This is a genomic window from Pseudomonas putida, assembly GCA_029953615.1.
In the GTDB taxonomy this organism is placed as follows: Bacteria; Pseudomonadota; Gammaproteobacteria; order Pseudomonadales; family Pseudomonadaceae; genus Aquipseudomonas.
This window is the reverse complement of record CP124529.1, coordinates 4,800,104-4,812,215: the sequence shown is the minus strand read 5'-3', so window position 1 is coordinate 4,812,215 and position 12,112 is coordinate 4,800,104. Positions and strand designations below refer to the sequence as shown.

General features: G+C 64.6%; 10 protein-coding genes and 3 pseudogenes. 10 read left to right on the top strand and 3 right to left on the bottom strand.

The window, feature by feature from the left end; all coding sequences use genetic code 11:
* Positions 1–98: 98 nt before the first annotated feature.
* Positions 99–1,680: pseudogene (locus QIY50_22055) on the top strand (aldehyde dehydrogenase (NADP(+))).
* 170 nt (positions 1,681–1,850) lie between these two features.
* Here QIY50_22055 and QIY50_22050 read toward each other — a convergent pair.
* Positions 1,851–2,600 carry a FadR/GntR family transcriptional regulator gene (locus QIY50_22050; GenBank protein WGV19961.1) on the bottom strand — a complete coding sequence of 250 codons (750 nt, stop codon included), beginning with the start codon at positions 2,598–2,600 and terminating at the stop codon, positions 1,851–1,853.
* Between the two features lie 183 nt (positions 2,601–2,783).
* Here QIY50_22050 and QIY50_22045 point away from each other — a divergent pair, with 183 nt between their 5' ends.
* Complete coding sequence (locus tag QIY50_22045) at positions 2,784–3,434, top strand: DUF998 domain-containing protein (GenBank protein WGV19960.1); 651 nt, start codon at positions 2,784–2,786, stop codon at positions 3,432–3,434.
* 74 nt (positions 3,435–3,508) lie between these two features.
* Complete coding sequence (locus tag QIY50_22040; protein ID WGV19959.1) at positions 3,509–3,838, top strand: hypothetical protein; 330 nt, start codon at positions 3,509–3,511, stop codon at positions 3,836–3,838.
* Positions 3,839–3,896: 58 nt separating this feature from the next.
* Here QIY50_22040 and QIY50_22035 read toward each other — a convergent pair.
* Positions 3,897–4,767: pseudogene (locus QIY50_22035) on the bottom strand (LysR family transcriptional regulator).
* A 250-nt stretch (positions 4,768–5,017) separates the two neighbouring features.
* Between QIY50_22035 and QIY50_22030 the strand changes: the two are divergent.
* A pseudogene (locus tag QIY50_22030) lies at positions 5,018–5,927 on the top strand (LysR family transcriptional regulator).
* Here the strand turns inward: QIY50_22030 and QIY50_22025 are convergent.
* Positions 5,928–6,446: a DMT family transporter gene (locus QIY50_22025; protein WGV19958.1), complete on the bottom strand. Its 519-nt coding sequence runs from the start codon at positions 6,444–6,446 to the stop codon at positions 5,928–5,930.
* A gap of 191 nt (positions 6,447–6,637) precedes the next feature.
* On the opposite strand from QIY50_22025, the gene QIY50_22020 reads away from it, so the two are divergent.
* The 6 genes from QIY50_22020 (at position 6,638) to QIY50_21995 (ending at position 12,079) form a co-directional block, all read left to right on the top strand.
* Positions 6,638–7,147, top strand: a complete 510-nt coding sequence (locus tag QIY50_22020; protein ID WGV19957.1) for a MarR family transcriptional regulator — start codon at positions 6,638–6,640, stop codon at positions 7,145–7,147.
* Between the two features lie 37 nt (positions 7,148–7,184).
* Entirely contained in the window at positions 7,185–8,114 is a 930-nt protein-coding gene (locus QIY50_22015) for a GNAT family N-acetyltransferase (protein WGV19956.1), read from the top strand.
* A 50-nt stretch (positions 8,115–8,164) separates the two neighbouring features.
* Entirely contained in the window at positions 8,165–8,911 is a 747-nt protein-coding gene (locus QIY50_22010) for a class I SAM-dependent methyltransferase (GenBank protein WGV19955.1), read from the top strand.
* 110 nt (positions 8,912–9,021) lie between these two features.
* Positions 9,022–10,659 (top strand): FAD-binding oxidoreductase, encoded by a 1,638-nt coding sequence (locus QIY50_22005; GenBank protein WGV19954.1) that lies wholly within the window; start codon positions 9,022–9,024, stop codon positions 10,657–10,659.
* Positions 10,656–11,420: a hypothetical protein gene (locus tag QIY50_22000; GenBank protein ID WGV19953.1), complete on the top strand. Its 765-nt coding sequence runs from the start codon at positions 10,656–10,658 to the stop codon at positions 11,418–11,420. The genes QIY50_22005 and QIY50_22000 overlap by 4 nt, the downstream gene beginning before the upstream one ends.
* Positions 11,421–11,440: 20 nt before the next feature.
* Complete coding sequence (locus tag QIY50_21995) at positions 11,441–12,079, top strand: peroxiredoxin-like family protein (protein ID WGV19952.1); 639 nt, start codon at positions 11,441–11,443, stop codon at positions 12,077–12,079.
* Positions 12,080–12,112 lie beyond the last annotated feature (33 nt).

The window sequence follows — 12,112 nt, the reverse complement described above, 5'->3', positions numbered from 1 at the left end:
GGCACCGGCTTTGCCGGTGTTCGCGGCGGTTCGACGCGCCCGCTCCCACAGGTCATGCGACAACCCGCCAGATTCTCTCTCAACCTACAGGAGCACCCATGCCTGAAATCCTCGGCCACAACTTCATCGCCGGCCAGCGCAGCGCAGCTGGCCCGCAGCGCCTGCAGAGCCTGGACGCCAGCACCGGCGAGGCCCTGCCCTACAGCTTCGCCCAAGCCACCGAAAGCGAAGTGGACCAGGGCCGCCAAGGCCGCGGCCGCCGCCTTCGCCGAATTCCGCCAGCTGGCCCCGGCGCGGCGCGCCGAATTCCTCGACGCCATCGCCGCCGAGCTGGACGAACTGGACGACGCTTTCGTCGCCATCGTCTGCCGTGAAACCGCCCTGCCCCCTGCCCGTATTCAGGGCGAACGCGGCCGCACCAGCGGCCAGATGCGCCTGTTCGCCCAGGTGTTGCGGCGTGGTGACTTCCTCGGTGCACGCATCGACCTGGCCCTGCCCGAGCGCCAGCCCCTGCCACGCGTGGACCTGCGCCAGATGCGCATCGGCGTAGGCCCGGTAGCCGTATTTGGAGCCAGTAACTTCCCCCTGGCCTTCTCCACCGCCGGTGGCGATACCGCCGCGGCCCTGGCTGCCGGTTGCCCGGTGGTGTTCAAGGCCCACAGCGGCCACATGGCCACCGCCGACCTGGTGGGCTGTGCCATCCAGCGCGCCGCCGAGCGCACCGGCATGCCCAAGGGCGTGTTCAACATGGTGTTCGGTGGCGGCGTCGGCGAGTGGCTGGTCAAGCACCCCGCCATCCAGGCTGTCGGCTTCACCGGTTCGCTGAAAGGCGGTGACGCCCTGTGCCGTATGGCCGCCGAGCGCCCGCAGCCGATCCCGGTGTTCGCCGAGATGTCCAGCATCAACCCGGTCATCATCCTGCCGGGCGCCCTGGTCAGGCGTGGCGAAGCTATCGCCCGAGAGCTGGCCGGTTCGGTGTGCCTGGGTGCTGGCCAGTTCTGCACCAACCCGGGCCTGGTGATCGGCCTGCAGTCGCCGCAGTACAGCCAACTGCTGGTCGAGCTTGGCCAGCACCTGGGCCAGCAGGCCGGCCAGACCATGCTCAACGCCGGCGGCCTGCGCAGCTATATTGGCGGCCTGGAGCACCTGCATTCGCATGCCGGTATCGAGCATCTGGCCGGCCAGGCGCAGGCAGGCAGCCAGGCGCGCGCCCAGCTGTTCAAGGCCGATGCCCGCTTGTTGATGGAGTCTGACCCGCTGCTGCAGGAAGAAGTGTTCGGCCCCACCACTGTTGCCGTGGAAGTGCAGGACAACGACCAATTACGCGCCGCCCTGCTTGGCCTGCGCGGTCAGCTGACCGCGACCCTGATCGGCGAGCCGGAAGACCTGCAGGCCTTCGCCTGGCTGGTACCGTTGCTGGAAGAGAAAGTCGGGCGAATCCTGGTCAATGGTTACCCGACCGGTGTCGAGGTGTGTGATGCGATGGTGCACGGTGGGCCATACCCGGCCACGTCGGATGCGCGCGGTACGTCGGTCGGCACCTTGGCCATCGACCGCTTCCTGCGCCCGGTGTGCTACCAGAACTACCCGCAGGCGCTGTTGCCCGAGGCACTGCGCGACGGCAACCCGCTGGGGCTGCGCCGGCTGGTGAATGGCCAGTGGCGTGATGGCGCGATCTGATTGCCCGTTGAAACCAGAAAGCCCCGCGCATGGCGGGGCTTCTCTTTTGACTGTACCGGCCTCTACGCGGGCACGCCCGCTCCCACCGGGTTCACCTCGTCCTCAAGGGCACGGTGATACTTGTGGGAGCGGGCGCGCCCGCGAAGAGGCCGGTACAGACGACAACAGCCTCAGGCCCCCTGCGCCTCAGCCTCTTCATGCGCCTGACGCAAGCGTTCGCGGCTATTGCTCAGGTGCATGCGCATGGCCATTTTCGCCCCTTCGCTATCACGCCGGGCGATGGCTTCGTAGATTGCCTCGTGCTCATGCATCAGCCGGCTCATGTAGTGCGCCTGGTCATCATGGGCCAGCCGAGCCGAATTCAGCCGGGTACGCGGGATGATGCTGGTGCCCAGGTGGTTGAGGATGTCGGCGAAGTAGTGGTTGCCGCTGGCCTGGGCAATGCGCAGGTGGAACTGGAAGTCCGCCGACACCGCATCCGTGGCATGCGCCGCCCCTTCGTTGAGTTCGTCCAGCGCCGCACGCATGCCGGCCAGCGCTTCATCGCTGCGCCGCTGCGCCGCCAGGCCCGCCGATTCAGTCTCCAGGGCAATGCGCAATTCCAGCACCGCCAATACTTCGCGCAGGGTAACCACGGTCGCCGGGTCGATACGGAAACCACCCGCGGCCGGCGCATCCAGCACGAAGGTGCCAATGCCGTGGCGGGTCTCCACCTGCCCGGCTGCCTGCAGCCGCGAGATCGCTTCACGCACCACCGTGCGGCTTACGCCTTCTTCGGCCATGATCTGCGATTCGGTCGGCAACTTGTCGCCGCGCTTGAGCTGACCGCTACGAATGCGCTCGGTCAGCACCGTGACCAGTTCCTGGGCCAGACTGCGCGGCTTGCGCCGGGTCTTTGCCTGTACCTGCTGCTCTGTCATTGCCCTGAAGTTCACCTTGAAAGACAGTGCTCATGATAGCGCAAGCAGTTGTACGATCACATACACGCCATACTGTATTTGTCGGCGTCCGCAACCGCCACCCGACCCTGGAAAGGCTGGCTCCATGCAGGCGAAAGCCTGTACTGTACGGTTTCACGCTCGTCCAGGGAAGGAACCCACCGCATGAAACCCCTCGAACGCCTGCTGCTCGCCAGCGGCCTGCTGATTCCCGTCTGGCTGCTGGTTGGCGTATGGTTCACCGCCCAAGCCTATCCCGGCTACAACCATGTTCAACAGGCCATGAGCCAGCTCGGCGCCACCGGTTCACCGACCCAGAGCTGGTCGCCGCTGGTCAACAACTTCCCCCTCGCCATACTGTTTGCGCTGTTTGCCTGGGGCCTGGCACGACGCTGGCACGGCTCGAAGCTGGCGTTGCTGAGTGCCGCGCTGGTGCTGCTGCACGGCCTGGGTAGCCTGGGCACCGGCTGGTTTCCCTGCGACCAGGGTTGCGCGCCGGCACAGCCTTCCTTGTCACAACAACTGCATAACCTGTGCGGCCTGCTGATGTTCTTATCGCTTACCCTGGCCAGTGCTCTATGGGCCTGGCTGGGCAACCGCATTGCCGGTTCCAGGGCGCTGGCGCTGTTCTCCCTGGCCTGCGTTGTACTGGCGATCATCACCGTCGCGCTCATGGCTCAGGCGGCACAAAGCGGCCAGTTGTTCGGCCTGTACCAGCGCCTGAACTACGGCGTATCGGTGATCTGGGTCGCCAGCCTGGCCTGGGCCAGCCTGCGCACCTCCGTCGGCAAGCCGTTGCTCATGGCCACAACCTGACGGCAAATTGCTGGCCCCCAGCGTCCTCAAGCGAAGGCAAACTTCGTTTTCCTTCAGATGCTTAGGACAGCAACATGCGAGTACTTCTAGCAACGATGGCCGGCTGCCTGCTGGCCACGCTCGCTTTCGGCGTGCAGGCACGGGCGCTGAGCCAGAACGATCGCCACACTTGCGGCTGGGGCGCGCAGATAGCCGCCGAGGCCCAGCAGGCCAAGCTTTCCGGGGTAACCCTTTATGCCACGCGCAAGAAGTTGCAGGTGCGCAAATTTCCCAAGCCGTGGATGCGCATGACCGCCTTCGGCATTACCGAACAGACGTACAACAGCCGCTCGCGGCTCAAGCCTGCAGCAATCAAGCAGACCTATTACGAGCAGTGCGTGCAGCATGCGGTAGCAAGGCGATAAAGCCCTGCGGGAGAAAGCGGTCCGCTCCCACAGGGCCTGCCAACTCAACGAGAGCAAGTCAAAGTCGCCAGGGTGCACCGGCCTCGAAGCGTGCCTCCAGCCACGCCTTGAAAGCCACCAGGGCAGCACTGTTGAGGCGCGCGGTCGGCCGTACCAGGTAAATGCCTGCAGCCACATCCAGCTGCCAATGCGGCAGCACCCGCACCAGGCGACCGTTGGCCAGGTCCTCGTCCATCAGCCAGTCCCCTCCGGCCAGAATACCCACGCCGCGCCGCGCCGCTTCCAGCAGGGCTTCGTTGTCATTACTGCGCAGGCTGCCGGCAACCTTGACGCTTATCTGTCGCCCGTCACTCATAAGTCGCCATTCAGGAAAGCTTCGCAAGCCGCTGAAACACAAGCAATTATGCCCAGAGAGGTCCTCCGGCTGCACAGGTGCGCCATGCCGAGCCAGGTACTCGGGTGACGCACACAGGATGCGCAGGTGATCGCACAGTTTCCTGGCCACCAGGCGGTTGTCGGCCAGCTCGCCAATACGGATGGCGGCATCGAAACCCTCGCCCATCAGGTCGACGAAGCGATCGGCATACTCGGCCTCCACCATCACCTGTGGGTGGGCCAGCACGAAATCGGCCAACATCCCGCTCAACCAGCGCCGCCCCTTCGGCCGCTTCCTGTTCGGCCTCGGCGATCAGCCGGTTGGCCTCGCAAACCTTGGTAACCAGTCGCTCGCCTTCATCGGTAAAGCGCAACTGCCGTGTACTGCGCCCCACCAGGCGAATGCCCAGGCGCGCCTCCAGTGCACTCAGGCGCTTGGACAACACCGTAGGGTGACGCTGCAGTTGCCGCCCGGCAGCGGCGAACTACCCCTGCTCGTGCAGCGCCAGCAAAGTGGCAAGGTCATCGGCGCGGCGGCTGTCGAAGGCATCCATGGCAAGGCTCGGCACAAGGCATCGGGATCGGTGATCAGGTGGTCAGGACCAGCGCACCTTCCGACAGCCCTTGCTCCAGGTCCCCATGGGCCCTGTCCGCCTCGGCCAGCGGGTAGCGACGGCGTCGGATGACAGCGAAACGGGTGGAAAGTACCCGCCACAGCCGACACGGTCCCTGTGGGGCCACGCAAGGCAAACGTATTTGTTAAGCTGATCAACAACAGCAACAGTGGCCAAGGCCATTCACCCCATGGATGAACTGCGCAAGATCGACCTCAACCTGCTGCTCGCTCTGCATGCCCTGCTCAGCGAAAAGCACGTGACCCGCGCCGCCCTGCGCCTGCACCGCAGCCAACCCGCGGTCAGCCACGCCTTGGCACAACTGCGTAAACACTTCGACGACCCCTTGCTGGTACGCCAAGGTAGCAGCATGGCCCTCACCACCCGCGCCCAGGCGCTGGCCCAACCGCTGCAGGATGCCCTCGGCAACCTCAACAACCTGCTGACGGCCCCGCAATTCGAGCCAGCCATGGCCCAACGCCGGTTCCGGCTGTCGCTGTCCGATTACTCCTCGCGCATCATCCTGCCACCCCTGCTGCGCCACTTGCGCCAGGTTGCGCCCGGAATCGATCTGGCCGTCAGCCAGGCCAGCCGCGAAACCATGCTGGCGCAGTTGCTAGACGGAGAACTGGACCTGGCTATGGGGCTGTTCCCCGATCTACCGCAGGACATTACTGCCCAGCCGCTGTTCGCCGACAGTTTCATCAGCGTGGCCGACCGCCAAGTGCTGCCTACCAGCGGCGGGCTAGCCCTGGATGACTGGCTGGCACGCCCGCACGTATTGATGGCCATGCGCCCGGACGCTTTCGATGAAATCGAGCGGGTGCTGGCCGCCCAAGGCTTACGGCGCCGTATTGCCCTGGCCTTGCCACACTGGAGTGCAGCCGTCGAGGTGCTAGCCGGTACCGATCTGGGTCCTGACAGTCGCCAGTCGCGCGGTGGGATCGTTGCGCCAGCACCCGACCCTGCGCCAGTTTACCCCACCACTGGCCATTCCCTCGTTTGATTACCAGCAGGCCTGGCACAGCCGCAAGGACAGCGACCCTGGGCACCGCTGGCTACGCGAAACCCTGTGGGCCTGTAGCCAGCCGGGGCACTGATCAGCTTTCAGGCTGTTTCGCGGCCGCAGCATTACTGGCCAATGGACCTGCCGCCCAGTTGCCCTGCACCAGCAGTACACCGCACAGAATGAGCACTACACCCGCCAACCTGGCCAAACTGAGCGGTTTGCCCCCCAGCCCCATCACGCCGAAGTGGTCGGCGAGCACTGCCGAGATGATCTGCCCCGCAACGACCAGTACCAAAAACCCCGCAGCACCCAGTTTATGGGTAAGGGCTGCCGCCCCGGCCACATACATCGCCCCCAGGACCCCGCCGATCCAAAGCCACCAAGGCCCCTGCAGGGCTTTGCCCATGTCTGGCGCCGGCACCCGGAAAACCAGTAACGCGGCAATCACCACCAGCGAACTGACGGACAGTGAAGTGAACGCCCCCCACAACCAGTGCCCCAGCGCACGCCCTACGGCAGCGTTGCCTGCCGCCTGGAATGGCAGGACTGCACCAGCAAGCAGCGCCATGGCCACCGGCAATACCAGTACAAGCATTGTTTTACTGAACATGGCCACACACTCTCTACGGATCGATGCCGCCATGATCACCAATCAGCGTTTCTGATGGAAATCAAAACCATGCACCCTGAACATTCGTAACATGCATGACAGCCACCCCGGAAGGTAGCCGCCTGCTGCTGACTTTGGCTTGTCATTTAAAGCCTGTTGACTTACTAAGGCACCAAGATACACTGCGCCTTATGAATACTCTTGAGAACAAGCATCACATCATGCTCAATGCCTTGGCCGATGCCCCCGCCGAGGCCAGGCAAAGCGTTCGATTGTGTTTCGAGCTGCTGTCCGCAGCGGCGGCAATCAACCGTGTGTGCGCCGTGCGGCTGGCACGCCATAACCTTTCGGAGGGGCGTTTTGCCATCTTGCTGACGCTGCAGGCCGCAGGTGGCCGGCTGGCACCGCTGGAACTGGCAACACGTCTGGCAATCACTTCCGGCACCGTGACCGGCCTGCTGGACGGCCTGGAAGGCGATGGTTTCCTCAAACGTCGCAAAGATGCCCATGACCGCCGCAAGCTGAGCATCGGCCTGACTCAGGCTGGCATAGCGGTACTGGACGCGGTATTTGCCGAACATACCGACTGGATCGGCACGATCATGCAAGCGCTGGACAACACGCAGCGGGACGCCCTGTCCGCCACGCTGCAGGCACTCTCGGCAAGCCCTGCCCTGTCGCTGCCGCCAGACAAAGGCTGAAGTCGCAGCACTGGGCAATTCCACAAGGAGGTGGACGATGTTGCACAACCACAGCGTATTGGCCCGTATCGGCAGAAAGCCCCGGGTGCACAGCGAGCGTGACCGGGTAAGCCGTGGCCAGCCCTGGCTGGAAGCCTGCCTGCCGGCAGCGCTGTACCGGCGTCTGTTCATACGGCGCCTGGCCCGCAAGCCGCTGGCCATCGAAGGTTTCAGTTTCCGCCCGGTGCAGAATCTTCACGAACTTGAACAGGCGCTGCGCCTGGTCAATGACAGCTATGCGCGCCGCGGTATTGCCACCGTCTGTCGCGCAGGCATGCGCTTTTCACCGTTTCACCTCCTGCCAGGCACCACCACCTTCGTGGCCCTGAAGGACGACCAGGTGGTGGGCACCGTGTCATTGATCGAAGATTCGGCACTGGGCCTGCCGCTGGAAGAAGTGCACGTCAACGAGGCCGTGCTGCAGCGCCTGGGCGGCCTGCACCTGGCCGAAGTCGGCACCTTGGCGGTCAGCAACCAGTACAAAGGCAAGGGTGTACCGCTGATGCTGTACAACGCCATGTTTCGCTGGGCCATGGACCATCGCCGGGTCGATGCCTTGCTGATCGCCGTACACCCACGCGCGGCAGGTTTCTACCGCAATGTGCTGTTCTTTTCGCCAATTGGCCCGGTGCAAACCTACACCAGGTTCAATAATGCCCTGTCGCAGCCGCTAGCCCTGAACCTGCGCCAGGCGCGCCAGGTGTTTGCCAGGGTCTACCGCAGCCCCGGCTTGGGCTTTACCGTCGAGCAACAGCGCACGGACCTGTTCGACTTCTTCTGCGCACAGCCTTATCCGCACATTCAACTCCCTTCTGGTCAAGACCAGACAACTTGGGCCGCGGACGACGTGCTTATGCACATGGCCCGTTGCGGCAGCTCGCCGCATCATCTTTCGCCGCGAGTACGACGGGTACTGCAACTGGACTGAGCAGGCCGCCTCGCGTTCCACACCACACGGCTTTCATGGAGGAGAAGTTCATGGATACGGGATTGCTGCGCGCGATCTACAGGGAAATCACCCTCAAGCAACCTTTGGTACGGACGCCCGAGCCCGACCTGGTGATGGCCGACGACACTTGCGTGACGGCCTATGCCGACAGTGCCCGCCAGGGCCAGGCATTGTCCGGCACCTACCTCTACCACTGCGCGCAGATGTGCGCCCTGATAAAGCCAGGCGATGTCGTGCTGGATATCGGCTGCGGCCCGGCCAGCCTGCTGTTGCAACTGGCCCGCCTGAACCCGAGGGCCGAGTTCATTGGCGCCGACCTGTCGGCCAGCATGCTCGAAGTGGGTCGTGCCTCGATTGACCAGCAGGGCATCGACAATGTCGAACTGCGCGAGGAAGACATGACCCGCCTGGCCGGCATCGCCGACCGCAGCGTTGACGTGGTGATTTCCTCGATGGCCTTGCACCACTTGGCCGACCTTGCACAGCTGGAAGCAACGTTCCGCAACATCGCACGGGTACTGCGCAACGATCGGGCCATCTATCTGAACGACTTCGGCCGGCTCAAGTCGGTGGAGACGGTGGACTACTTCGTCAGCCGCGCCAGCGAACGGTGCCGACCAGGCGACCTTGCTCGACTACCGCAACTCGTTGCTGGCAGCGTTCTCGCTGGAAGAGTTCCAGACCCTTGCTGCCAGCTACCTTGGGCCCTGCGCCAAAGTCTACAGCACAGTCGTCAGCCCCCTGATGATCGTAATCCGCACGCCGAAACGGCGTAGCGTGGCGGCGATGAGGGGCGAGTTCCGCCGCCGCTACCACGAATTGCCAAGCAGCCGTCGGGCCGATGTCGACCAGCTCCGCCTGTTTCTCGGCATGGGAGGCCTGGCGAGTGCGTTCTGACCCGAAACACCTGCAAGCAGCCCTGACGGCCTGGCGCAGGTTGCTGGGCGAGGCCAACGTGCAGTGCGATGCGGCCACCCTCGGCCAACTGAGCCAGGACACCATGGGTTCACCCGCACATGCCTGCGCCAGGCTCAGACCGGCAAGCAGTGAGGAAGTGGTAGCCTGCCTGGCCATTGCACGCCAGTACGCAGTTGCCTTGCAACCCGCCAGTACCGGCCACAACTGGGGCTACGGCAGCGTCGCGACCGCGCATGATCAGTGCGTGCAGCTGGATCTGTCGCGCATGGACAAGATCCTCGACTTCGACGAAGCGCTGGCCGTGGTCACCCTGGAGCCCGGCGTGACCCAGGCTGCACTGGCCGATTACCTGGCGAGCCGTGGCCTGCCGTTCCTCACCCCGGTCACCGGTGCAGGGCCAACCTGCAGCGTGCTGGCCAACGCGCTGGAACGGGGCTTTGGCATTACCCCGGTCACCGACCACTGGCAAGCCGTGATGGGCCTGGAAGCCATCCTGCCCGACGGCCAGCGCTATCGGTCGCCGATGTGGGCCGCTGGCACTACCCCCTGCTACAAGTGGGGCGTCGGCCCTTACCTCGATGGCCTGTTTGGCCAGAGCGGGCTGGGTGTGGTTACGCAGATGTCGATCGCCCTGGTCCGGCGCCCGCAGGTGGTGCAGCCGTTCTATTTCTGGGTGGATTCGGGCGCACAGCTGCCTGCCGCCCTGGACGGTGTGAAGCGCATCCTCGACCGTTGCGGCGGCCAGGTGGGCGGCATCAACCTGATGAACAGCACGCGCCTGCTGAGCATGGCGTACAGCGAACAACCCCTTACTCGCCTGAGCCCGGGCGAGCGTGACGCCGCAGCGCGGTCACTGGCCCTGCCCGCCTGGATGGGCGTGGGCTCGATCTATTGCGAGCAGGCACAGCTGGCATCCGTCAAAGGCATCATCCGCAGCGAACTGCGCCGTTTCAGCAGCCGCTACCAGTTCCGCAGCCAGCGGCAGCTGGTTTTGGCCGAGCGTGCCCTGCGCCTGGTGCCAGGTGCCTGGTCCAGACGCTGGCAGCTGACCCTGGGCAAACTGCGCATGGGCGTCGAGCTGATGCATGGCCAGCCAAACCAGGTGGCGCTGCCGCTGGCCTACGCTGGCGGTGCGCGGCCACGGCCAGACGCCTTGCTCGACCCGGCCCGGGACAATTGCGGCCTGATCTGGTACGCACCGATCCTGCCACTGCGCAGCCAGCAGGTGGCCACTTTCGTCAGCCAGATGGAGCAACTGTGCCTGGGCCAGCAACTGCCCTGTCCGGTAACCCTCACTACCTTGTCCGGCCGCGCCATCGACTGCACCGTGCCACTACTGTTCAATCGTGATGACAGCCAGGCCAGCCGCCGCGCCGAAGACTGCTACAGGCAGTTGTTCGCCAGTGGCAGGCAACAGGGCGTATTGCCCTATCGCGTGCCGCTGGCCTTCATGGACCTGTTGGCCGAGATCCAGGGCAGTGCCTGGCAGCTAGGGCAACGCCTGAAAGCTGCCCTGGACCCTCAGCACCTGCTGGCACCTGGGCGTTATTGCTCGCGGCCAGCCCTCAGCGAATGCCCACCCGCCGCCATGGAACTCCAGCAATGAGTGACCAACGCAAGCACCTGATCGATCTTGGCCAACTGCCAACCCGCAACCTGGCCGAATGCCTGACAGTAGACCAACTGATCCTGGCCAATGCCCTGGGCAGCCAACTGCCGGTTGAACTGGTTGGGCAATTGGCAGGCTGTGCCGAGCAGGCCCAGGCGTTGGGCCTGTCGAAAAAGGTCGCGGCCATCGGCTTGGCGCTGGGCCAGTGGCTGGAGCAAACCCCAATGCCCTTGCGTCAGCAGGTGCTTGAGCAATGCTGCACACATCCGTCCGACACGGTGCGCAGCTGGGCGGCGTTCGCTCAGGCACACCTGTCACGCGCCCAGTCCCCGGAAGAGGCCTTGCTAGCACAGCTGCGCTTCGCGCGCGACGAGCACTTTGGCGTGCGCGAATGGGCCTGGATTGCCCTGCGTCCGCGCCTGGCCCAGGACCTTGAGGCCAACCTGGCCCTGCTCAGCCGCCACGCCTCTGACAAAGACCCGCTGGTGCGGCGCTTCTGCATCGAGATCCTGCGCCCGCGCGGGGTCTGGTGCGAGCACATTGCCACGCTCAAACAACAGCCGGAAATCGCTGAGCCCTTGCTGGTACCGCATCTGGCCGAAGCCGAGAAATACGCCCAGGACTCGGTGGCCAACTGGCTCAACGATGCCAGCAAGACCCGGCCCGACTGGGTGCTCCAGCTGTTTCAACGCCATCCCCCCGCGTGCAAGGCCTCGCGGCGGATCCAGACCCGGGCAACACGTAGCCTGCCCCAGTGAATCACCTCAAGGAGAAAAGCATGTCACTCAAGGAAAAACTCGACAGCGTCAAACTGCAGATGGCCCAGCTGCCCGCCGAAGTGCTGGAGAAGTTCGCGACCTCGCTGCAGGCCCTGATTGCCCGACACCCCGAAACCCATGCACTCCAGGCCGGCGACAACGCACCACTGACGGTACTGGAAGATGCCGATGGCAAAGCGGTGGACCTGCGCGCCCTGCTGGCGCGCGGCCCCCTGGTACTGGTGTTCTACCGTGGCCTGTGGTGCCCCTTCTGCAATGTCACGCTGAGCGAATACCAGCAGGTGGTGGCCGACCTGGCCAACAGTGGTGCAACCTTGGTGGCTGTTTCCGCCCAGAGCACCGCCGCTACGCTGAAAACCCGCGAGGCCCTGGGTGTGCGCTATCAGTTGCTCAGCGACCCAGGCAACCAGCTGGCGCGCCAGTACGGCATCGTCTTCGAACTGGAGCCCGAACTGGAAGCGGTCTACCGCGCCCTCGGTGCCGATCTCAAGGCACTCAATGACAGTGACGATCTCAGCCTGCCGATGGCCAGTGCCTTCGTCATCGGCCAGGACGGGCGCATCCGCCAGGCCTTTATCAACGTCGACTATTCCGAGCGCGCCGAACCCCAGGCACTGATCGAAGCTGCCAGCCACTGAGTTGTCCTCCCGGCACCGGGCTGGCCCGGTGCC